The organism is Mesorhizobium sp. SP-1A (assembly GCF_032460275.1).
GTDB lineage: Bacteria > Pseudomonadota > Alphaproteobacteria > Rhizobiales > Rhizobiaceae > Mesorhizobium.
In genome coordinates, this window is record NZ_JAVXZD010000006.1 from 120,406 (window position 1) to 143,100 (window position 22,695).

The following is a 22,695-nucleotide window of genomic DNA, read 5'->3' on the forward strand; positions in this document are numbered from 1 at the left end:
GATTGTCGCCGACGGTCGGTTTTTTGACCGTTCTTGAATCATCTAACGAGCTTGACATTGCGCTGTCAACGATTTAACCATCTCTAAATGCGATTTAGATAAATCGCTATGCGATATACAAAAGGCGAAAATGCAATCTGAGGGAGGAATCAGTGCACTATTCGCGCAGGAGTTTTCTGGCACAGGCCGCCGGCCTGGCCACGGCCCTCACTTTGCAGAAGATGGCGTCGGCGCAGGCCGCCACTGGTGGCGTTCTGAACATCGGCAGCCAGAGCATGCGTACGCTCAACCCCGCGATCCAGCCCGGCAACGCCACCGGCGTGCCCGGCACGCAGCTTTTCGCCGGCCTCGTCCAGCTTGACCGCGCCTTCGCGCCCGTTCCCTATCTGGCCAAGAGCTGGGAGGTCTCGAAGGACGGCCTGGAGTACCGGTTCAACCTGGTGGACAACGCCGTCTTCCACGACGGCAAGCCGATCAAGGCGAGCGACGTCGTCTTTTCGCTGGAAACAGTGAAGGCCTCGCACCCGCTGATGTCGGTCACCTACGGCGCGATCCTGGAAAGCGTGAAGGCACTGGACGACCATACTATCTCGATCCGTGTCAAGAAGCCCTTCGTCGGTCTGTTCGGCCTGCTGACGCCCGCCCTCACCCCCATCATGCCCGAACACGTCTTCGGCAAGAATGCCGGCGCCATCCAGACCAATCCGGCCAACAACGCGCCGATCGGCTCCGGCCCCTACAAATTCGTGGAATGGCGTCAGGGCGAGCATCTGATCCTCGAGCGCCATGCCGAATTCTTCCGTTCTGGTCAGCCGCATTTCGACCGGTTGGTGTTCAAGCTGATCGAGGACTCGCTGACCAAGGCGCTTTCCATGGAAAAGGGCGACATCGACTACCTGCCCTTCTCGTTCCTGCGGGTGAACGACCTCAAACGGCTGTCGGAGAACGAGGCGCTTGTCGTCACAAGCAAGGGTTATGAAGCGCTGGGGCCGGTCAATTATCTGGAACTGAACCTGCGCGAGGCACCGTTCAACGACATACGCGTACGCCAGGCCATCGCGCATGCCATCGACAAGGACTTCATCTCCAAGACGTTGCACAAGGGCATGTCGCGGCCGCTCGACGGTCCGCTCCACAGCGGCAGCGCCTATTTCGCAAGAGATGCGCTGACCCGCTATCCGTTCGATCTCAACAAGGCCAACCAGCTTCTCGACGAGGCGGGGCTCGTGCGCAAGAGCGGCGACATCCGTATCCAGCTCACGCTCGACGTGCCGACGTTCGAGCCGGACTCCATGCAACTGGTGGCGGACTACCTGAAGTCGCAGCTGCGCCGGGTCGGCATCGACGTGCAGATCCGCAAGAGCACCGACCTTGCCGACTGGTCGAGCAAGGTCGGCCAGTGGAACTACCAGATGACCATGAATTCGACCTGGAACTGGTCCGATCCGGTGGTCGGGGTCAATCGCTCCTTCCTGTCCTCCAACATCAAGAAGCAGACCTGGACGAACACCGAAGGCTATTCGAACCCGAAGGTGGACGAACTGCTGACGAAGGCCGCGACCGAGAACGACCCGGCACGGCGCAAGGAGATGTATGCCGAGTTCCAGAAGATCGTCAGCGAGGATCTGGCCTTCATCTGGACGAACGAGGGCATCTACACGACCGTCTACAACAAGAAGCTCGCCAACGTTTCGCTGAGCGTGTTCGGCGCCCTGGCGCCGTTCGACGAGATCCGCCTCGCCTGACGCGCAGGCGGAAAACGAACTTTTCGCCCGCCGCCTCAACCGGCGGCGGGATCGAAGAAACATGCAGACCAACCGCCCCATAGCGAGCTTCCAATGATCTCTCTTTCCGCAGACGTCGGCGGCACCTTCACGGACGTCGTGCTTGCCGACAGCGCCAGCGGCAGGACTTTCGCCGACAAGGTGCTCACCACGCCCGGCACAAGCGACGCGATCGTCGCCGGCATATTGCGGCTCACCGGGTGGGCCGGCGTGAAACCGTCGGACATCGACATCTTCGTGCATGGCTTCACCATCGCCACCAACGTCTGGCTGACGCGCAGCGGCGCGCGCGTGGTGCTGGCTGTCACGCAAGGCTTCCGCGACGTGCTCGAGATAGCTACCCAGCGTCGCGGCCTGCCCTATTCGCTGACCCAGACACGCACCATGCCGCTGGTTCCGCGATCGCGCGTCATCGAGGTCGATGAACGACTGGACGCCTTCGGCGGCGTCGCTGCGGCGCTTTCGGAGCAGGAAGCGGAGCGCACGGTGGAGGCGATCCTGGCGCTGAAGCCAGAGGCGGTCGCGATCAGCCTGCTGTTCAGCCACCTGAACCCAGCCCACGAACAGCTTCTCGCCCGCGCGCTGAAGAGCAGGGCCCCCGACCTGCCGGTCTATTGCAGCTCGGTCATCAACCCCCAGATCGAGGAATATCCGCGCACCAACACCACCGTCACGGCGGCTTATGTCGGCCCGGCGGTGGACGAGTACATCCGCAAGCTGGAGACCGCTCTACCCGCCATTGGCATGATGGCACCGGTGCTCCTGATGCGCAGCGACGGCGGGGTCTCGACCATCCAGGCGGCGCGCGACAACCCCGCCACCATGCTCCTGTCCGGCCCGGCCGGCGGCGTCGTCGCCGGTTGCGCCATCAGTCGCGACCACGCGACGCCCAACATCATCACCTTCGACATGGGCGGCACCTCGGCCGACTTCTCGCTGATTGCCGAAGGCGCTGCCGTGACCGCCAACGAACGCCTAATCAACGGCGAGGTGCTGAGGCTGACGACGCTGGACATCCCGACCATCTCGGCCGGCGGCGGTTCGATCGGTTCGGTCGATCTCGGCGGTGCGATCCGCGTCGGGCCGGCTTCGGCGGGCTCGGTGCCGGGTCCGGCCTGCTATGGACGCGGCGGCACGCTACCAACCCTGACCGATGCGGCGCTGGTTCTCGGCTTGCTCGACGCCGACGAATATCTCGGTGGCGAAATGCGGCTAGACACCGGCAAGGCAAAGCATGCCATCAAAGCTGCCATCGCCGACCGGCTCTCGATCAGCGTGGAGGATGCGGCCTATGCGATGATCACCATTGCCAATGCGCAGATGGCGCAGGCCATCCGCAGCCTTTCGGTCGAACGCGGCCACGATCTGCGCGAATTTTCCCTGCTCGCCTTCGGCGGCGCGGGATCGATTTTCGCGCCTTTCCTGGCCGAGGACCTCGAAATGCGCGACATCGTAATTCCTTCGCGGCCCGGCGTCTTCTCGGCCTCCGGCCTGCTGCTCAGCGATATCCGCTATACTTTCCAGACCCCTTTCCTGGCGCAACTCGACGCCGTCGATCACGACGCCCTCGACAGCGCCGGCAGCGGTATGCGCGAACTGGCCCGGCAGGCGTTCGAGCGGGACGGCGTGGCGGCGCAGGACCGCCAGATCCGCTATCTCGCAGACCTGCGCTATGTCGGCCAGGTGCACGAACTGACCTTGCCCATCGAACATGATAACGGCGCGATCCGCTGGAACGCGGGACAACTCGCAGAGCAATTCAGCCGGGCGCATGAGCGAGCCTACGGTTTCGCCGACGGTTCGATCCCTTGCGAGGTGGTCAATCTCAGGCTGGAAGGCGTCGGCAACGTCGCGAAGCCGAAAACCGAGAACTCCCTGTCTGAGGTGCGCGAGACTCCCGTGAAGCCCGGCCGGCGCAGCGTCTATCTGGGACCGGCGCTCGGCTACCGCGAGGTAAACGTGTATCGCCGCAACAGCCTTCACGAAGGCGACCGGCTGACGGGACCGGCCGTCATCAACCAGCCGGACACCACCATCTTCGTGCTTCCGACACAGGAGGCGCAAGTGGGCCGCGACGGCGTGCTGCGCATCATCGCGATAGCGGAGGAGAACTGAAATGTCCAAAGTCGCCGACATCATCGACCGCGACGTCTTCCAGTACCAGTTGGCGGCCATTGCCGAAGAAATGTCGGCCGCGCTGCGGCGCTCCGCCTTCTCGCCGATCATCTGGGACATGCTCGACTATTCCTGCGCGCTCGTCGTTCCGCATGGCGAGATGCTGGCACAGGCCGACACCATTCCGGCCCAGCTTGGCATCCTGACCTACGCGCTCCGGGGCATCGTCAAGGAGATCCCGCTGGAGAGCTGGCGACCCGGTGACGTGCTGGTCTGCAACGATCCGTATCGCGGCTGCACCCACACTCCGGACATCGTATTGCTGAGTCCCGTCTTCCACGGCGACGAGTTGATCGCCATTACCGCGACGGTCGCCCATCATGTCGATATCGGCGGCAAGCTGCCCAGCACCACCGCGCCCGACAATCTCGAATTGTTCGCAGAAGGTTTGATCTTCCCGCCGATGCATCTGGTGCGCGAGGGCGTGCAGAACGAAACCGCGTTCCGGTTCATTTCCGCCAACGTGCGCAACCCGCGCGCCTGCACAGGCGACATCAGGGCACAGATTGCCGGCTGCCGCACGGGCGAACGCCGCGTCGCCAAGCTGCTGGAACGCTACGGCGTCGAACGTTTCAAGGCGCTCGCGAGCGAATGCCTCGCCTATGGCGAGCGCTTCATGCGCAACGCCATCGCCGCGATCCCGGACGTGACGCGTTCCGCCGAGATATGGATCGAGGACGACGTGTCCAGCAAGGCGCCGGTCAGGCTGGCGGTGACGGTCGCCATCCGTGGAGACGAGATCGAGGTCGATTTTTCCGGAACGGACATGCAGCGCCGCAACGCCCTGAACTGTCCCGCCGCCTCCACCTGCTCGATGACGCTCTATGCCATCCGCTGCGTGATCGGCATGGAGACGCTGAGCAATGGCGGCTGCAACCGGCCGATCTCGATCAAGGTGCCGGCCGGCAGCTTCCTCAACCCGCACCGGCCCGCAGCAGTCGGCAACCGCCACTATGCGCAGCAGGCCGTAGCCGACGTGGTGCTGAAGGCACTGGCCGACCTGGTTCCGGAGCGCTCTGCCGCCGGCTGCCACATCTCCTTTCCGTCATTCCGTGCCGGCGGCTTCGACACCCGCAAGGAGGTGGCCGAACGCTACGGCGAAGCGCGCTATTTCATCGTGCACGACATCATCGGCGGCGGCATGGGCGGTCACGCCAGCGGCGACGGGCTGCAGGCCGTCGACACACATGGCGGCAATTGCGGCCTGCTATCGGCAGAAGTGTTCGAGACCACCAGCCCCGTCCGCATCCGTCGCTCGGAACTGATCGAAACGTCCGGGGGAACCGGCGAACACCGGGGCGGACTCGCCATGCGGCGCGACTACGAGTTGCTTGCCGACGATCTGATGGTCAGCGTGTTCTTCCAGCAGGGTAACGACCGGACCGCGCCCTGGGGCTTCGAGGGCGGCGGCCCCGGGCGGCCGGCCGGCGCCGTGTTGAACCCCGGCGCGGCAAGCGAACGGCGCCTGACGTCTAAGGAAATCGGCCTGCCGCTCCGTGCCGGCGACGTCGTGCGGCTGGAAAGCGCCGGCGGCGGTGGCTGGGGCGAGCCCGCGCGGCGCGACCCGAGCCTCGCCGCCCGGGACGCAGACGAACGTTACGCCTGACGAGTAGAAGACGATGAGCATCAATCCGCCGGTCTTCGAAAATCCCGCGAGGGACAGTTTCGAAACCTCGCTCTGGCACCAGACAGCAATCGTCGCGCCACGATATCCAACCTTGCGGGGTGCGCACAAGGCCGGCGTCGTCATCGTCGGCAGCGGCTATACAGGCCTTTCGGCGGCGATCGACCTTGCCGGGCAAGGCAGCGACGTCGTCGTTCTGGATGCCCGCGAGCCAGGATTTGGCGCCTCGGGCCGCAATGGTGGCCAGGTGATCCCGGCGTTCAAATACGACCCCGACGGCATCGCCAAGGTCTATGGCGACGAGTTGGGGGAGACCGTGCTGGATATGGTTTCCAAAACCGCCGACGTGGTCTTCGACCTTGTGCGCCGGTTCGACATCGCCTGCGATCTCCGGCAGACGGGCTGGATCCAAGCCGCCCACGGCGAAAGCGGCTGCGACACCATAAGGTCGCGCCAGCGCCAGTGGCAGAGCCGCGGCGCGCCGGTCGAGCTTCTCGAAACCGATGCGCTAAAACGTCTGGCCGGCACCGGCCTCTATCCGCTCGGCCTGCTGTTCCGTAACGGCGGCACGGTCCAGCCACTCAGCTACGCGCGCGGCATGGCGATCGCGGCCGCGTCGCTCGGGGCTCGGGTATTCTCCGATTCACAGGTGCGGTCGATCAAGCGTGACGCGTCCGGCTGGAAAGTGGCCACGAAAGACGGCTCGGTTCTGGCCAACAAGGTGGTTATCGCAACGAACGGCTACAACACGCCCATCTGGCCGGGGCTGCGGCAATCGGTGGTGCCGCTCTATTCGATGCAGATCGCCTCGAAGCCGTTACCGGAAGAGCTGCGCCGCCAGGTGCTGCCCGTGGTGGAATCCATGGCCGACACGCGCCGGCTGGTGTGGTATTTTCGCAAGGACCGCGACCATCGCTTCATCATCGGCTCCCGCGGCCCGTTTAAAGCGCTTCCCAGCGAACGCGATGTCCAGTCGTTGGTCGAGGCCGCCTGCACGCTGTTTCCGATGCTGCGCGGCACGCAGTTCCCCTATCGCTGGGCCGGGCGCGTCGCCATGACCACCGACCAAATCCCGCATCTGCATCAGCTCGCGCCCGGCGTCTTCAGCGCTCTGGGCTGCAACGGGCGCGGCGTCGGCATGGGAACGATGATGGGCAAGATCCTGGCCGCCGCTTGCCTCGGTGCGGACAGCCGCTCGTTGCCCTACCCCGTTTCGGACCTTCACCCGATCCCCTTTCACGCCTTCCACCGTGTCGGCGTGCACGCGATGATCACCTATTACCGCATGCTGGACCAGTTCTCCTGAACTGTTCGGAGAGTTCATTCGAGGAAGCCATGACAAGCGCCGCCGCCCACAGAACAGCCGATCCCCGCACAGGCCGCAGCCTCGAACTCAAGGATCCCGCGTTGCTTCGAGACCGCTGCTTCATCGGCGGGGATTGGGTGAAGGCGGATGGCGGAAAGCGTTTCGACGTGCGCGACCCCTTCAACGGCGATCTGGTGAGCACGGTGCCGGACGTCGGCCGACGGCAGGTGCAGCAGGCCATCGAGGCGGCCCAGGCCGCATGGCCGGCGTGGCGTGTCCTTACGGGTAAGCAGCGCGCCGCGACCTTGAAGAAATGGGCCGACCTGATGCAGGAAAACCGCGAGGATCTGGCGCGCCTGCTCACCGCCGAACAGGGCAAGCCGCTGAAGGAGGCGCGCGGCGAGATCGACTATGCGGCGTCCTTCCTCGAATGGTTCTCCGAGGAGGCCAAGCGCGTCTATGGCGACACCATCCCCGCCCCGCATGCCGGCCAGCGCATCGTCGTCATCAAGCAGCCGATCGGTGTCTGCGCCGCCATCACGCCCTGGAACTTTCCGTCGGCCATGATCACGCGCAAGGCCGGAGCCGCTCTGGCCGGCGGCAGTCCGATGGTCGTGAAGCCGGCTGAGCAGACGCCGCTTTCGGCGCTGGCGCTCGCCGTTTTGGCTGAACGGGCAGGCGTGCCCGCCGGCATCTTCAGCGTCGTCACCTCCTCGGACCCGAAGGAGGTGGGTGCCGAACTCACCGGCAATCCCATCGTGCGCAAGCTGTCCTTCACCGGGTCCACCGAGGTCGGCAAGATCCTGATGCGGCAGTGCTCCGATACGGTCAAGCGCGTGTCGCTGGAGCTGGGCGGCAACGCGCCCTTCATCGTCTTCGACGATGCCGACCTCGACGCCGCGGTCGAGGGCCTGATGGCATCAAAGTTCCGCAATGCCGGCCAGACCTGCGTGTGCGCCAACCGCGTCTACGTGCAAAGCAGTGTCTACGCCGACTTCGCCGGCAGGCTGGCCAAGCGGGTCCGGGAACTGCGGGTCGGCGCCGGCACAGATCCGGATGTCGATCAGGGTCCGCTGATAGACGAGGCCGCCGTGGCCAAGGTCGAAGCGCATCTCGGCGACGCCCAGGCCAAGGGAGCGACGATTGCCACGGGCGGCAAGCGTCATGCGCTGGGCGGCACGTTCTTCGAACCGACCATACTCACCGGCGCTACGGATGAAATGCTGGTCTCGTCGGAAGAGACGTTCGGCCCGGTGGCACCGCTGTTCTCCTTCGAGGACGAGGCTGAAGTGATCGGCCGGGCGAACGCTACGCCGTTCGGGCTCTGCGGCTATTTCTACGGGCGCGATATCGGACGCGTCTGGCGGGTCGCCGAGGCGCTGGAATCCGGCATCGTTGGCGTCAACACCGGCATCATTTCCACCGATGTTGCGCCTTTCGGGGGCGTCAAGGAATCGGGCCTCGGCCGAGAAGGCTCGAAATACGGCGTCGAGGACTATCTCGAGGTCAAATATATCTGCCTCGCCGGGATCGGGAACTGATCTCCGAGACCCGGACACACGGCAGGGAGGAGCTGTGCATGTCGAGAACGCTGATGGCTGTTGCCGGTAGGATCGCAGGCGCGTGCCTGCTGATCCTGGCCGTGGTGACGCTGAACTTCACGCTCATCAAGCTTGCGCCCGGCGATCCGGTCGAAGCCATCGCCGGCGCGGCCGGGGGCATGAGCGAGGAGTTGCGGGCGCAAATCCGTGCTACCTACGGGCTGGACCGGAGTTTCCTCGAGCAGCTTGTGGCCTACCTGAAGCAGATATTCTCCGGCAATCTGGGCTTTTCCTACTACTTCAACCAGCCTGTGTCGGAACTCATCCTCCAGCGGTTGCCCGCGACCATGCTGTTGGTGTTCAGCGCGCTGGTCATCTCCGTCGTGCTCGGGGTCCTGCTCGGCGTGCTGGCAGCGCGCAAGCCGGACGGACTTCTCAGCCAGTCGGTCACGGTGCTTTCGCTCGTGGGCTACGCGGCGCCGGTATTCTGGACGGGCATCCTGCTGACCATATTGTTCGCCTCCACGATCCCGATCTTTCCGATCTCGGGCATGCGCGACGCCGGCATGGAGGGCGGCATGCTGGATTCGACGCTCGACGTGCTGTGGCATCTCGTGCTGCCGGCAATCACACTCGGTATCGTTTATCTTGCCCAGTACAGCCGGCTGACGCGGGCCAGCATGCTGGAGGTTCTCGGCGCGGACTATATCCGCACCGCCCGCGCCAAGGGCGTCGGCGAGTTCGCGCTCCTGTCCCGCCATGCGCTGCGCAACGCCATGCTTCCGGTCGTGACCATGATCGGCATGCAGTTCGGCAACATGATCGCGGGTGCCGTGCTGGTGGAGACCGTGTTCAACTGGCCGGGACTCGGGCGGCTGGCGTTCGATTCCATCCTGCGGCGCGACTATCCAACGATCCTGGCAATACTCGCCTGCTCGGCGGCGCTGACCATCGTGGCGAACGCTCTCACCGATCTTCTCTATCAGCGCATCGATCCGCGCATGAAGGAAGGAAGATGACGCAGTTTATCCAACAGGAGAGCGCACTGGCCGCGCCCTTGCAAGCGGCGGCCGGGGAAACGAAGGCGATCCATCCGTTCCGCGAGACGCTGATCCTTTTCGTCTCGAACCCTTCGGCGCTGGTCGGGACGGTGATCCTGGCGTTCATCCTGGCCGTTTCGCTGATCGGCCCGCTGGTGATGAACGCCGACCCCTTCGCCATGGCCGGCGCGCCGATGGAGCCGCCAGACCTGTTCGGCGACTATCCTTTCGGCACGGACTATCTCGGGCATGACGTGCTGACCGGCATCGTCTATGGCGGGCGTCCTACGCTTGCGGTCGGCGCCATCGCGGCCGGCTTGAGCCTTGTCATAGGCATCGGCATCGGCGCGCTGGCCGGCTATTTCGGCGGCATGGTCGACCGCCTTCTGATGAAGGTCACGGAATTCTTCCAGGTGCTTCCGGCGCTGCTGTTCGCCATGGTGCTGGTCACGCTGTTCTCCTCGTCGCTGTGGACGGTGGCCTTGGCCATCGGCCTGGCGAGCTGGCCTTCGGTCGCGCGGCTGACGCGCGCAGAATTCAAGCGCATCCGGAAACTGGATTATGTGACGGCCGACCGCGCCATCGGCGCGACCGACAGCCGGCTGATTTGGCTGGTGGTCCTGCCGAACGCCATGCCGCCGCTGATCGTCTCGGCGGCGCTCAGCATCGGCATTGCCATCCTGCTCTCTGCCGGTCTCAATTTCCTCGGCCTCGGCGACGCCAACACCATGACCTGGGGCCTGATGATCGGCACCAGCCGCGACTACATCCTGGACGCCTGGTGGTCCGTGACGATCCCCGGCGCGGCGATCTTCCTCACCGTTCTGGCCATCAGCCTGATCGGCGACGGCCTCAACGACGCTCTCAACCCCAAGCTCAGGGAAAGGTGAGGCAACATGCAGAACCATTCCAAGCAGGCACCGACAGACACCACATTGGACGTGTGCAACCTGAACGTCGCGCTGAAGGGACGCTACGGCACGATTAGGGTGCTCAACGATGTCAGCTTCTCGATCGGCAAGGGAGGCACGCTGGGCGTGGTCGGCGAATCCGGCTGCGGCAAGAGCATGACCTTGCTGGCCATCATGCGGCTGTTGCCATCGCAGGCTGCTATCTCGTCGGGCTCGATACGCTTCGACGGAGAGGATATTGCGACGGCCTCCGAGGCGCGCATGCGGCAAATCCGCGGCAACCGCGTGTCGATGATCTTCCAGGAGCCTATGACGGCGCTCAATCCGGTGTTCACCGTGGGCGAGCAGATCGGCGAAGCGCTCAGACTGCACCTCGACATTTCCCGCAGGGCCGCCCGCGACCGAGCGATCGAGCTGCTGGACGCCGTGCGCATACCCGCCCCGCACCGCTGTATCGACGACTATCCGCATCAGTTCTCGGGCGGCATGCGCCAGCGCGTCGTCATCGCCATGGCCATCGCCTGCGAGCCGGCGCTCATCCTTGCCGACGAACCCACGACCGCGCTGGACGTGACGGTTCAGGCCCAGATCTTCTACCAGTTGCAGGAATTGCAGCGGCGGCTGGACGCTTCGATGGTTCTGGTCACGCACGACATGGGCGTGATCAACGAGATGACCCAGCGCGTGGTCGTGATGTATGGCGGCATGTCGATCGAAGCCGGCGACACCGCCGAGATCATGCAGAACCCGGCCCATCCCTACACGCAGGGCCTTATCGCCTGTCTTCCCGAACTCGGACGCACGTCGAAGCAGTCCGCAAAGGTCTTGCCTGAGATCGCCGGCGTGGTGCCGCCGCTGCACGAACTCGGCGCCGGATGTCCGTTCGCTGCCCGTTGCGGGAAAGCCATGCCGCACTGCTTCACGCGCACGCCCCCGGCTACCCGCCTCGGCGAGGCGCATGATGTGGCCTGCTGGCTCTATTCACCGCTGGAGGCCGCGGCATGAGCCCGTTGCTACGAGTCCGCGACCTGAACGTCCATTTCACGCGCAGGCGCCTCAACCCGTTCGTACCGCCGTTGAAGGTACCCGCCGTCAATGGCGTTTCCTTCGACATCGAGCGCGGCCGCACGCTCGGTCTGGTCGGCGAGAGCGGCTCGGGCAAATCCACGACGGCCCTGGCGGTGATGCGGTTGGTGGAAGCCACTTCCGGCTCGATCCGCCTGGACGGACAGGATATCGCAGCACTGAAGGGCGACGCGTTGCGGCGCAGTCGGGCCGACTACCAGATCATCTTCCAGGATCCCTATTCGTCGCTCAATCCGCGCATGCGCATGGGCGACATCGTGCGCGCGCCGCTCGACCGGCTGGGCCGGGGAACGCCCGCGGAGCGGGACGAGAAGGTGAGCGCGCTTCTGAAAGGCGTCGGCCTGCGTCCGGACCAGCGGCTCCTGTTCCCGCACCAGTTCTCCGGCGGGCAGCGGCAGCGCATCAACATCGCCCGGGCGCTGGCCAGCGAGCCGAAGTTGATAGTGTGCGACGAACCGGTCTCAGCGCTCGACGTCGCGGTGCGCGCGCAGACGCTCAACCTGTTGCGCCGACTGCAGGACGAGTTGGCGCTGACCTATCTGTTCATCTCGCACGACATGGCTGTGGTCGAATATATGTGTGACGACATAGCAGTGATGTATCTGGGCAAGATCGTGGAGCAGGCGCCGGCCGAAGCGTTTTTCGCCGAACCGCTGCATCCCTATAGCTGGGCACTGATGTCGGCGGTGCCGCGCATGGCCGCGGGCACGACGCGACAGGCGCGCACGGTGGTGCTTCAGGGAGACCCGCCGGATCCCGCCAATCCGCCGGCGGGCTGCCATTTCTCCGCCCGATGCCCCTTTGCCGAGCCGAGATGCCGGCAGCAGGAGCCGGCCATGCGCAGCGTCGGCCCGCAGGGCAGGCTTGTCGCCTGCCATCTGGTCAGCGGTTCCGGCACGCCGCCGCAGGCCATGGCCCGACCGATCAACGAGGCTCTTAAAACATGACCGCAACGATTGGAGACACCGCCATTCCGGCGCTCGGGTTCGGCACCTGGACGCTGAAGGGCGACGATTGCGCCGAGCTGGTCGAGCAGGCGCTTAGGACCGGCTATCGTTCGATCGACACGGCCGCGAAATACGGAAACGAGGAGGCTGTGGGGGCAGGACTGAAAGCCTCCGGCGTCGGCCGTGACGAGATGTTTGTCACCACCAAGGTGTGGTGGACGGATCTGGCGCCCGCCGCTCTGGAGCGCTCGGCCGAAGCCAGCCTGAAACGGCTCGACCTCGATCATGTCGATCTGTTGCTGATCCATTGGCCCAATCCGAGGATCGCGCTGAAAGACACTGTAGAAGCGCTGAACACGGTGCTGCGCCGCGGATTGACGCGCCATATCGGGCTTGCCAACTTCACCACCGGCCTCATGCGGCAGGCGCTGGCGTTTTCGGAAGCGCCCCTGATCTGCAATCAGGTCGAGTATCATCCCTATCTCGACCAGAGGAAGGTGCATGACGCCTGCCGGGCGGCCGGCATAGCGATGGTTTCCTATTGCCCTCTCTATCGCGGCGGCCCCCTGTTCGAGGAAAGGGCCGTCATCGAGGCTGCCACCCGTCATGGCAGGACACCGGCGCAAATCGTGCTCCGCTGGCACGTCCAGCAGGACGGCGTCGGCGCCATCCCGCGCACCAGCCGCAGGGAGCGGCTGGCAGAGAACGCGCAGATCTTCGATTTTTCCCTTTCGGAAGCCGAAATGGCGACGATCGGCGCGCTCCGGACGCAAAACCAGCGCCTCTGCGATTTCGATTTCGCGCCTGACTGGGACAGGCCCTGAAAGCGGTTGCCGCCCGTGCAAGGCCGGTCTGTCAAGAAGATCAGTTCGATCGGCGCTTTACAGACAGAGATTGGCCTTCCGATAGAGCATCGGGCTTGCGGCGTGCAGCCATCCGGCGTGCCGCTTCGGTTCAGGCCAGCTTCAGCGTGATGATGCCGCCCGCGATCAGCACCACGCCCAGGATGCGCATGAACGTGCCGGGATCGCCAAAGGCATAGATGCCGACAATGAAGGTGCCCACGGCGCCGATGCCGGTCCAGACGGCATAAGCAGTGCCGATGGGAATGAAGCGCTGGGCGATGAGCAGCAGCGCGCCGCTCAGCGCCATCGACACCACGGCGAAACCGATCCATTTCGTCTGGAGTCCCTCATCGGTCATGCCGAGTTTCAGTCCTATCGGCCAGCCGATCTCACAGATGCCGGCGAGAAAGAGATAAAACCATGCCATTGCTGTTTTCCTCCTGCGGGAGGTCAGCTTAGGGCGATTCCCGGTTGCGCGAGAACCGCCAATGCGCGTCGTCATTGCATGACCGACTGAACCCGCGACGGCAAGACGCCTCAACTGCGGAACAAAATCTGCTGTGCTGGTCTTGCCGAGAGCGGGCGGCCGATTCAGCGGATCAGATCGGACGCTTTCGCCGCCAGCACCTGCAGCAGATCACCCGGCCGCATCCGGATCTGCAATCCCCGCTGGCCGCCATTGAGATAGACCCGGTCTTCAAGCGTAGCCATCTCCTCCACCGCCGTCGGCACCGGCCGCCGCTGGCCGAAGGGGCTGATGCCGCCCACCTTGTAGCCGCTCAGCCGCTCGGCGTCGGCGGGCTTCATCATCTGCGCGGATTTTCCGCCAAAGGTTACAGCTACCTTCTTCATGTTCACTTCCTGGTCGGATGGCACCACCACGCAGGCCGGCTTGCCGTCCACTTCCACCATCAGCGTCTTCAGCACGGCCGAGGCCGGCACGCCCATGGCCTCGGCCGCCTGCAGACCCACCCGCTCGGCGCCGGCGTCGTATTCGTAGCTTGCCAGTTCGAAGAAGATGCCGGCTTTGGTCAGCGCGAGCGTGGCGGGCGTGGTTCTGGACATGCCTTTCCTGTAGCAGAGCGGACGGCGGCCGCAACGGCTGCGCTCACCGACAGGTCACTGCAGCGCCGGCAACACCGATATCAGGCGCCGAATAAGCGGCGGTCTCAATAGATGGGTTCGTGCAGGCTTGCCTCGATGCCGGGAAACTCCAGATGCACGGGATCGATCAGCACATTCCTGTCCAGCCGCGGAAGGCACCAGCAGCACCAGGCTGCGGCGCCCCAGGCACCATTTTTCGCCGAAGACCTTGCTGTCGGCGGCAGGCATGGCGTCTCAGCCCGGCAGGTCGGCCGGCGAGATCACCTCATAGCTCGCGCCGCGCGGCACGGTGACGTGCACATGATGCTGGTTGGGCGGCAAGCGACCACTGCCATGCACCAGCTTTTCCAGGAGCGCGGTAGAGTTCCAACCACTGGCGAGCATGGACCCGGCGAAAGCCGGGTCATACTCAGACCTGCCCTATTGGTTGATCTCGGGCTCGACCAGACGCGCCAGGTTGCGCAGCGAGTCCTGCCAGCCGAGATAGCAGGCTTCGGCCGGAATGAGGTCCGGAATGCCCGCCTGCTCGATATTCAGTTCCGTGCCGACCGAGACTTTCTTCAGCGACACGGTCACCACGATCTCGCCGGCCAGGTTGGGGTCGTCGAACTTGTCCGTGTAGCGCAGGCGTTCGCCCGGAACGAGCTCGACATAGGAGCCGCCGAAGGAATGGCTGTTGCCGGTCGTGAAATTGCGGAACGACATCCGGAACGTGCCGCCCACCTCCGGCTCCAGATGATGGACCGTGCAGGTGAAGCCGTTGGGCGGAAGCCATTTGGCCAACGCATCGGCCTCGAGGAACGCGCGATAGACTTTTTCGGGGCTGGTCGCCAGAACGCGGTGCAGGCGTACGGTGCTGGGCATATCGTTCATCCTTGCTGCTGGTTTTCGTCAATGCTTCCAGGACGAGCGCAACTTCGCCAATCCGACATGGCGTCCGGATTTTTTTTAAGTTGCGGCAGCTATCTGTAGCAGACTTGACCAGTTCCGGACCATCAAGGCTCCTGTCGGCCGCTACAGGGGCACTATCATGACCAGCAGCTATGGATTGGGCCTGGTCATCCCGTCGAGCGCAGCTTGCCGAACATGCGACCTTCGCCCTCCCCTGCCCGCAATCTGCGGCGCAGCAGCATGCCGCCGAAGAACGCCGAATACCCCAAGAAAGCCAACGCCCATGACCCCGCCGATGCCTCCATCAATATGGCCTGTTCGGGATGAAAAGCGGCGCATATGCGCAGGATGGCGGCAAGCAGGACGCCGCCGAAGACCATGCATCCATCTATTCCGGCGTGCAGTTCGCGGCCGGTGTGCCCGAGCGTGGCGCGCACCATGACGGCCAGCGTCATGCAGCCGATGGCGCCGGCACTGAGCGCATGCACAGCAGCCGCCACAGGTATGTCGGCCGGGAAGATGCTGGCCAGTCCGGCAAGGAAAAGCCCGATCGGCACGAAGGCGTAAGCCAGGTGCAGGATGAACACGAGCGGATCGCGCAGGGTACGATCACCCGCCCATCTGGCCAACCGAGCCCCGTTGAACAGGGCCGCAACGATCAGCATCGCGCCCGTGCCGGATCGGTCCGGCAGAAAGGCCCATGCCACCAGCGCCACGGCTGAAAGCCCGATCGCCACAGCATCGAAGCGGGCGAAGGGAACGGGCAGGCGCCCCGGATTCTCCCGGACCAGCCAATTGCGGGTGAAGCTCGGTATGATGCGCCCGCCGATGATCGTGATGAGCAGGATCGCGGCACCGATGCCGAGGCGGCGGCTCACGTCCGACAGGCCCTGGTAATGCGCCTCGATATGGAACAGCAGATTGGCGGCAAACAACACGCTGACCGGCGCCAGCACCTTGAGATTGCGCCAGTTGCGGCCGACACAGATCTCCGTGGCGGCGGAGGCCGCGACCGCGAGCAGGAAGGCGCTGTCGATGACAGCGGCCGCAACCCAGCCGATCTGCACCGAAAAGAACACCGCAAGGCGCCCCGCGAGCCAAAGCAAGGCAAGGCCCAGCAATGGTGCGCCCTGCACCGGCAAGCGGCCGGTCCAGTTCGGAATCGCCGTCAGCAGGAACCCCGTGACGATCGCGGCCAAATAGCCGAACAGCATCTCATGGATATGCCAGTCGACCGGCGCGAAACTGCTCGCCGTGTCGAGCAAACCATAGAAAACGGGCAACCAGAACAGGATCGAAACGCCGGCATGGAGCGCGCCGAGCAGGAAGAAGGGCCGGAAACCGTAAGAAAGGATCGCCGGGTAGTTGCCCGGCCGCGTGCGCGGGATAGCCATGTCGTTATTACCCTGTTGCTGCTCGAATGAACGCGCCGGCAGGCATGTTGCCCGGCGGCATATCAAGCCGATTGCGGCTCAGTTGCCGGCCCGGACCTGGCCACGTATTTCATGATCTGCCTTTCTGTCGACAACAGCATTGTTTCGCTTCCATAGGGATGGCGGCCGCCTCGCCGCACCGGTTTCATCGCCGGTTGTCTGCGGGATCGACGAAACCGAGACTTTCCCCGGTCGCGGCGTTCATCATCTGTGGCGTCCAAGGCGGTTCGTAGGTCAGATGGACGTCCACGAATTCTACGCCCGGCACGCTCCAGGCAGCGTCCCGCGCCCCTTCCTTCAGATAGTTGGTCGCGGGGCAGCCCCGTGTCGTGGTGGTCATCACGATATTGACCACGCCGCCGTCGTTGACCAGGACGGCATAGACCAGGCCCAGGTCGACGATGTTGTGGCCAAGCTCCGGATCGATCACGAGCCGAAGCGCGTCCTTGATCTTCTCGTCGTCGAGACTCCACGCTGCTTCGACAGCCATGTCTTGGTTTCCCTGTAAAGGGCGGCGGCGGGTCGCGCCGGCATCCGATAAAAGATGTATCCTATATGAATCTTTTTAGCACGCTTCGTCGCTGCCGTCGGGTGTTTTCGGCACATACTTTGATCCTGAGCAAATTTTTCCCACGCGATCCCGCCTAACGTGGGACCCGTCGAAGACAGGCGGGGGGCGGGCTGGCGGCAGGAATGGAGACCCAGGTCGCCGACTTGCCCGGCACCACCTGCCGCCAACTCCGGCGCACCGTTCCGATGGCCGAGGGGAAAGCGAAGTCATGACGCGGATCGCCATCCTGACCATATCGGACCGGGCCAGCCGCGGCGAATATGAAGACCTTGGCGGCCCCGCTATCGAGCGCTGGCTACGACAGGCCGTGGCGACGCCATTCGACTTCGTCCTTCAACTGGTTCCCGACGGCGTCGAGAGTGTCCGCGATGCCCTGACCGAGCTTTGCGACCGTCATGGCGCCGATCTCATCCTGACCACCGGCGGAGCCGGGCCGGCGCCTCGCGACCTCGTACCCGAGGCGATGCGCCAGGTCATCAGCAGGGAATTGCCCGGATTTGGCGAACTTATGCGGCGAGCCAGTCTGGAACAGGTCCCGACCGCGATCCTTTCGCGGCAGTCAGCCGGCATACGTGGCCGCACCCTGATCATAAACCTGCCCGGGAGGCCATCGGCCATCGATGTCTGTCTGGGCGCCGTTTTTCCCGCCGTGCCCTACTGCCTCGAACTGATCGGCGCCGGGCGGATCGAGATGTCGGTCCGGTTCAAAGCCGCCAGGTCGCCCTTGGCGACGGGCATCCGTATGGCTACCTGCTAGAGCGCCTTCGAGACCAAAACGGGCGTTCGTGCGGGAATATGCCGCCATTTCCCCTCATGCGACAACAGATAGGCCTCGAGGCCCTCGCTGTTGCCGATCACAGTTGCGACGGTGGCGGTGTCCATCAGGTTGAAGGCAGTGGAAAAGGCATCGGCGATCGTCGCCTGCCCGGCCGCCACGGTGACACTTGCGTGACGCTGCGGCGTCGCACCGCTGCGCGGATCGATGATATGGCTGAACTTGCCTTCGCTGTCGAAGCGGAAGCCGTAGGGGCTTGAGGTGGCGACCGCGCGATCCTCAACTTCCAGCACCTTCAGGACGGTCTCCGCATGCAGCGGATCGGAAATGCCGACGCGCCATGGCCGGCCGCCCGGTGCTGAGCCGATGGCCCGGCTTTCGCCCATATCGACCATGGAGCGCTCGATACCGCCGGCCTTCAAAAGCTCCACTACCCTGTCGGTGACATAACCCTGCGCGATGCCGTTGAGCGTCAGCGCGGCACCCCGGACCGGCAGTTCGATCCGTTCGGGCGAACAGACGAGGCGGTCGAGCCCGACGCGGCCGAGGCGTTCGCCCACGATTTTTGCCGAGGGTCCGGTCTCGGAAGCGCCGGGCGTCGAGAAATGGCGGCTGTAGGCCTCCCATAGAGGCTGGACCGTGGGATCGAAGGCGCCTCCGGTGAGCGCCCAGACCTTGCGGCTCTGCTGCAATATGTCCACCAGTTCCTTGGGCGGGGCGACGAGAAAACCTTGCCGGTTGAGCCGCGTCAGGTCCGAATCTTCGCGGTAGAGGCTGAAAATGCGCTCCAGCCGACGCACCTCGGCCACCGTCGCCGCCACCAGCCCCTGCGCCTTGGCGCGATCGGGGTGATGGATGACCAGCGAGGCCTGCGCGCCCATCGCCTCACCCTGCCAGGTCACCGCCTCGAGCGCCGCCCTGCCATAGAGCGGCAGCAGCGCCATACCGGCCGCGGCTGCGCTGATGCCGATCATGCGGCGTCTGGTGATCGTCTCGAGAACCATGTCATTCGACCTCCCCGGAAGGTGCTTGGGTATCGCCTCCGGCCTGCTGCGCCAGAATGTAGTCGCGCGGCACCTCGGCAAAGCGCACGACCCTGCCACCGTGGTCCTTGGCAAAAAGCTTTGCCGCTTCTTCGATGGAAAAGGGTATGGCTTCGGCCGCGCCCATGCCGCCCTTCCGGTCGCTGCCGACGACGAAGAACGCCTGCCGCGCGTCGATCCAGTTGTCTGCGCCGGGCTTTTCCCAGGTCGGGGCCTTGGCCATATCGGAGACATAGATCGCCCTGATGTCCTTGGGCTCCTCCGGCAGCATGGTGAAGGCAATGGCGTCGCGCGCGGAAGAGAACCAGATCGGCTCGTCGTATTTGGCGAGGATGATCTGCCCTTTCGGGCCGGGATGTTCGAGGATGTTCATGCCGCAATAGCGGCCCATCGCCTCCTCGGTCATTGCAAAAGGCGCCGGCGGTGCATCCGTCTGGCGCTGGCAGGCGGCAAGCGCCAGCAGAGCGGCAAGCAGAGCGATCGTCGCGTGGAACCTCACAGCTCCCTCCGAGAAAAGACGAGCGCGGCCGCAGCCATCGGCGCAGCAACCCATGCCGCAAGCGCCCCGAGCAGGACGGCCGGCGCCAATGTCGCGTTCTGCACCGTGCCGGCCATGCCCGATGCGGCGGCGATTTCGCCGGAACCGGCAAGATTGAGCAGCCGGTAAGCGTCGGTCGGATTGAACAGAAGCAGGGCGTCCAGCACGCCGCCGCCGACGAGACGCCCCTGATCGGCGACCAGAAGCCCGAGCAGCGCCATGTCGTAGATGACCACGAAGACCAGCCATATGCCGATGGCGATGCCGCCGGCCGTGCCGCGATCGCCGACCAGCGCACTGACGAGGTAGCCGATCGCCACGAATACCGCACCGAGCAGCACGGACGAACCCGTCATTGTGGCGAAGGCTGCCCAGCTTCCACCACCGGACACCTTGCCGGTGGCCACCATCGCGAGCGCTGCAAGGCCGTAGCCGACGCAGGTGGCGAAGGCCAGGATGGCAAGATGACCGAGGAACTTGCCGAACAGCACCTGGCTGCGCCGGACCGGATAGGAAAGCAGCAGGGTCATGGTGCCGCGCTCGATCTCGCCGACGATGGCGTCGTGCGAGATGAGCAGCGCGATCAGCGGCACGATGAAGATGGTGAGACTGGCCAGGCTGACGACCACCACGTCGAGCGCGCCGGCGCCGACCGTGCCGGTGGGGGCACTGCCGAGAAAGGCGAGCGTGAGCGCCAGCGCCGCCAGCAGTCCCGTCGCGGCGAGCACCCAGCGGTTGCGCAAACCCTCGCGCACTTCCTTGGCGGCCAGCAGAAGGATCGTGTTCATTTGGAAGTCCTCGCGGCGAGGAAATGGGCGTAGAGTTCGTCGAGCCCGGGCGGCACCATCTCGAGATCCTCGAACGGCGCGCCCTCGGCGGTTGCCCGCCGCAGGAAGGCGGCCTTGTCCTCCGGCGTCGCGTCGATCTCGATGATATGACCGTTGATCTGCGTCAGCTTCGCGGGCTTGCCTATCCATTCGCGCAGGCGCCCGGCGCCACCCTCGCAAGTCTTCAGGCGGATCTTCGTCGGCAACCGGGCGATGTGGCGCAATTCGTCCAGCGTGCCGTCGGCGATCTTGCGGCCCTCGTTCAGGATGATGACGCGGCTGGCATTGCCTTCCAGTTCGCTCAGCGCATGGGAGGACAACAGCACCGTCGTCCCCTGCGCCTGCATCTCGCGCACGATGGCATAAAATTGCTGGCGCAGTTCGGGATCGAGACCGGTGGTCGGCTCGTCCAGCAGAAGCACCACCGGTGCGCCGATCATCGCCTGCGCCAGCCCCAGTCGCTGGCGCATGCCCTTGGAATAGGTGCCGATGCGCCGGTCGGCGGCATGGGCGAGGCCGATCCGCTCCAGAAGCGCATCCTCCTCGCTCGGCTTGCCGCCCTTCAGCCGGACGTAGAAGCGCAGGGTCTCGCGGCCCGTCAGCGCGGGGTTGAAGGATACGGTCTCCGGCAGATAGCCGAGCCGGCGGCGTACGGAGGCATTGCCTGCCGCCGGGTCCTGGCCCAGCACCGCGACCGAACCGGCGGTTGGCCGGGCCAGGCCCAGCATGAGCTTTATCAGCGTGGTCTTGCCGGCGCCGTTATGGCCGACCAGCGCGACCACCTCGCCCGGTCCCGCCGAGAAGGAGACCCCGTCAACGGCCTTGACCTGGCCGTAGTGGCGGGCGACCGACTTCAGTTCGACGTCGAAGCTCATGGCTTTTCCATTTCCTTGGCGGCGCCGGGCTTCATCAGCGGATGGCTGTCCACCACGCCGCCGGGGAATACGGCCGGGAAGCGCGCCTGCGCCCAGCGGATGATCTGCACGGCCGGACTGTTGACCAGCACCTTGGCTGACGGCGCCTCCCACAGCACCTTGTCGATGAGGTCGTTGGGCCGGTAGGGGTTGTCGGCAATGCCGTCGCCGTCGAGGTCGAAGGCGGGGTTGTCGCTCCAGTAGTTGCCGCGTCCGCCGCTGGACCAGTCGAGCGAACGTGTGCCGACATATTTGACCTGGTTGCGGTTGCGCACGAAGGCGTTGCCGCTCATGGCGTTGCCTTCGGAGCCGGCTGTGAAATGCACGCCGATCTCGCAGCCCTCGAAGGTATTGCCTCCGAAGCGGTTCCTGTTGGCGTTGTAGATGAAGACGCATTTTTCCGGGCCGATGCGCGTGGCCGTGTCCGATGCCGCCGGCGCGCCTTCGCCTGCAACCGGCATGTCGGTGTCTTCTGAAAAACGCTGGCCGTTGCTGCTCCAGCGCCCGGCCGGCTGCGGCCCGCCGCGCACGATATTGCCGCTGATCTCGGAGCCGTTGGCATAGTTGAACAGCATGCCGTTGTCGCGGTCATGGTCCGAGACGTTGCCGGTGACCTTGAGCCGGTCGGAATACATGATCGCATAGCCGACGACATTGCCGGTGGAGACGTTGTCGGCGATCACGCTGTCGTTGGTGTACATATAATGGACGGCGAAGCGCAGGTTGCGGAAGACGTTGCCGCGGAACTCGTTCTTCTTGCTGGTGTTGGCGAATATGCCGTCGCGGCCGAAACTGATGTCGTTGTCGAGCACCTTGGCGCCGGGCGCGTTCCATACCGACACGCCGCTGCCGGAGCGGCTTATGCGGCCTTCGCGCAGACCCTCGATATGGTTGTTGCGCGCCACCGCGTCGCGCGCGCCGTGCAGATAGATGCCGTAGAGATTGCCGAGGATCCTGTTGTCGGCGATCGATGCGCGCGCAGCCGCCTCGGTAGCGAACACGCCTGCATCCATGGCGTCGAGGTCCATGCCCGAACCCTCGATGGTGAGGCCGCGCACGGCGGTGTCGGGCGCCTGCAACGTGACGACGCTGCCCTGCCCGCCGCCCTTCAGCACCGCGCCCGGCTCTCCCAGCAGCGTCAGCGGCTTGGCGATGGTCACCGGCCCGCGATGCTCGCCCGCAGCAAGACGCAGCACGTCGCCCGGAGCCGCGGCATCCACCACGGCTTGCAGGGGCTGCGGCCCGGCCGGAACGGCGATCTCCGCCGCGCCGGCAAGGCGCGCGGAAACGGCGGCAAGAAGCGCCGCCATTCCCGTGGTTGCAATATGGAACGGACGGGC

The 22,695-nt window shown here is 64.9% G+C and carries 21 protein-coding genes and 1 pseudogene; 11 read left to right on the forward strand and 11 right to left on the reverse strand.

The window, feature by feature from the left end:
* Positions 1-152 precede the first annotated feature (152 nt).
* The 10 genes from QU595_RS23995 (at position 153) to QU595_RS24040 (ending at position 13,238) form a co-directional block, all read left to right on the forward strand.
* Positions 153-1,745: an ABC transporter substrate-binding protein gene (locus QU595_RS23995; RefSeq protein WP_315926716.1), complete on the forward strand. Its 1,593-nt coding sequence runs from the start codon at positions 153-155 to the stop codon at positions 1,743-1,745.
* A 93-nt stretch (positions 1,746-1,838) separates the two neighbouring features.
* Positions 1,839-3,899, forward strand: coding sequence for a hydantoinase/oxoprolinase family protein (locus tag QU595_RS24000; RefSeq protein ID WP_315926718.1), 2,061 nt, complete (start codon positions 1,839-1,841; stop codon positions 3,897-3,899).
* Between the two features lies 1 nt (position 3,900).
* Positions 3,901-5,565 carry a hydantoinase B/oxoprolinase family protein gene (locus tag QU595_RS24005; RefSeq protein WP_315926720.1) on the forward strand — a complete coding sequence of 555 codons (1,665 nt, stop codon included), beginning with the start codon at positions 3,901-3,903 and terminating at the stop codon, positions 5,563-5,565.
* Between the two features lie 13 nt (positions 5,566-5,578).
* On the forward strand, positions 5,579-6,889 hold the full coding sequence (locus QU595_RS24010) for an FAD-binding oxidoreductase (RefSeq protein WP_315926722.1): 1,311 nt from the start codon (positions 5,579-5,581) through the stop codon (positions 6,887-6,889).
* A 29-nt stretch (positions 6,890-6,918) separates the two neighbouring features.
* Positions 6,919-8,430 (forward strand): NAD-dependent succinate-semialdehyde dehydrogenase, encoded by a 1,512-nt coding sequence (locus QU595_RS24015; RefSeq protein WP_315926724.1) that lies wholly within the window; start codon positions 6,919-6,921, stop codon positions 8,428-8,430.
* A 38-nt stretch (positions 8,431-8,468) separates the two neighbouring features.
* Entirely contained in the window at positions 8,469-9,449 is a 981-nt protein-coding gene (locus tag QU595_RS24020; RefSeq protein WP_315926726.1) for an ABC transporter permease, read from the forward strand.
* On the forward strand, positions 9,446-10,360 hold the full coding sequence (locus tag QU595_RS24025) for an ABC transporter permease (protein WP_315926728.1): 915 nt from the start codon (positions 9,446-9,448) through the stop codon (positions 10,358-10,360). The genes QU595_RS24020 and QU595_RS24025 overlap by 4 nt, the downstream gene beginning before the upstream one ends.
* 6 nt (positions 10,361-10,366) lie before the next feature.
* Positions 10,367-11,386, forward strand: coding sequence for an ABC transporter ATP-binding protein (locus tag QU595_RS24030; protein ID WP_315926730.1), 1,020 nt, complete (start codon positions 10,367-10,369; stop codon positions 11,384-11,386).
* Complete coding sequence (locus tag QU595_RS24035) at positions 11,383-12,414, forward strand: oligopeptide/dipeptide ABC transporter ATP-binding protein (protein WP_315926732.1); 1,032 nt, start codon at positions 11,383-11,385, stop codon at positions 12,412-12,414. The genes QU595_RS24030 and QU595_RS24035 overlap by 4 nt, the downstream gene beginning before the upstream one ends.
* Positions 12,411-13,238, forward strand: coding sequence for an aldo/keto reductase (locus tag QU595_RS24040; protein WP_315926734.1), 828 nt, complete (start codon positions 12,411-12,413; stop codon positions 13,236-13,238). Before QU595_RS24035 ends, QU595_RS24040 begins: the two co-directional genes overlap by 4 nt.
* Positions 13,239-13,368: 130 nt before the next feature.
* Here the strand turns inward: QU595_RS24040 and QU595_RS24045 are convergent, their stop codons facing one another.
* The 6 genes and pseudogenes from QU595_RS24045 to QU595_RS24070 form a co-directional block, all read right to left on the reverse strand.
* Positions 13,369-13,686, reverse strand: a complete 318-nt coding sequence (locus QU595_RS24045; RefSeq protein WP_315926736.1) for a multidrug efflux SMR transporter — start codon at positions 13,684-13,686, stop codon at positions 13,369-13,371.
* A 164-nt stretch (positions 13,687-13,850) separates the two neighbouring features.
* Positions 13,851-14,324 (reverse strand): Cys-tRNA(Pro) deacylase, encoded by a 474-nt coding sequence (ybaK, locus tag QU595_RS24050; RefSeq protein WP_315926738.1) that lies wholly within the window; start codon positions 14,322-14,324, stop codon positions 13,851-13,853.
* A 104-nt stretch (positions 14,325-14,428) separates the two neighbouring features.
* Positions 14,429-14,753: pseudogene (locus tag QU595_RS24055) on the reverse strand (hypothetical protein); the annotation flags it as partial.
* 30 nt (positions 14,754-14,783) lie between these two features.
* The gene (locus tag QU595_RS24060; RefSeq protein ID WP_315926740.1) at positions 14,784-15,227 is read right to left on the reverse strand and encodes an SRPBCC family protein; all 444 of its coding nucleotides are present in this window, start codon (positions 15,225-15,227) and stop codon (positions 14,784-14,786) included.
* Between the two features lie 194 nt (positions 15,228-15,421).
* Positions 15,422-16,648: an NnrS family protein gene (locus QU595_RS24065; RefSeq protein ID WP_315926742.1), complete on the reverse strand. Its 1,227-nt coding sequence runs from the start codon at positions 16,646-16,648 to the stop codon at positions 15,422-15,424.
* Positions 16,649-16,832: 184 nt separating this feature from the next.
* The gene (locus tag QU595_RS24070; protein WP_315926744.1) at positions 16,833-17,177 is read right to left on the reverse strand and encodes a metal-sulfur cluster assembly factor; all 345 of its coding nucleotides are present in this window, start codon (positions 17,175-17,177) and stop codon (positions 16,833-16,835) included.
* A gap of 289 nt (positions 17,178-17,466) precedes the next feature.
* On the opposite strand from QU595_RS24070, the gene mog reads away from it, so the two are divergent.
* The gene (gene mog / locus QU595_RS24075) at positions 17,467-18,015 is read left to right on the forward strand and encodes a molybdopterin adenylyltransferase (protein WP_315926746.1); all 549 of its coding nucleotides are present in this window, start codon (positions 17,467-17,469) and stop codon (positions 18,013-18,015) included.
* On the opposite strand, the gene QU595_RS24080 is transcribed toward mog, so the two are convergent.
* Genes QU595_RS24080 through QU595_RS24100 form a run of 5 tightly spaced genes read right to left on the reverse strand, consistent with a single transcriptional unit; the run spans position 18,012 to position 22,665 of the window.
* Complete coding sequence (locus tag QU595_RS24080; RefSeq protein WP_315926748.1) at positions 18,012-19,037, reverse strand: FAD:protein FMN transferase; 1,026 nt, start codon at positions 19,035-19,037, stop codon at positions 18,012-18,014. The two genes, mog and QU595_RS24080, sit on opposite strands and share 4 nt — an antisense overlap.
* Before the next feature lies 1 nt (position 19,038).
* Positions 19,039-19,575: a nitrous oxide reductase accessory protein NosL gene (locus QU595_RS24085; RefSeq protein WP_315926750.1), complete on the reverse strand. Its 537-nt coding sequence runs from the start codon at positions 19,573-19,575 to the stop codon at positions 19,039-19,041.
* Positions 19,572-20,402 carry an ABC transporter permease subunit gene (locus QU595_RS24090; RefSeq protein ID WP_315926752.1) on the reverse strand — a complete coding sequence of 277 codons (831 nt, stop codon included), beginning with the start codon at positions 20,400-20,402 and terminating at the stop codon, positions 19,572-19,574. Before QU595_RS24090 ends, QU595_RS24085 begins: the two co-directional genes overlap by 4 nt.
* Entirely contained in the window at positions 20,399-21,316 is a 918-nt protein-coding gene (locus QU595_RS24095; protein ID WP_315926754.1) for an ABC transporter ATP-binding protein, read from the reverse strand. Before QU595_RS24095 ends, QU595_RS24090 begins: the two co-directional genes overlap by 4 nt.
* A complete protein-coding gene (locus QU595_RS24100; RefSeq protein WP_315926756.1) occupies positions 21,313-22,665 on the reverse strand; it encodes a nitrous oxide reductase family maturation protein NosD in 1,353 nt (450 codons plus the stop codon). The genes QU595_RS24095 and QU595_RS24100 overlap by 4 nt, the downstream gene beginning before the upstream one ends.
* Positions 22,666-22,695: the final 30 nt, after the last annotated feature.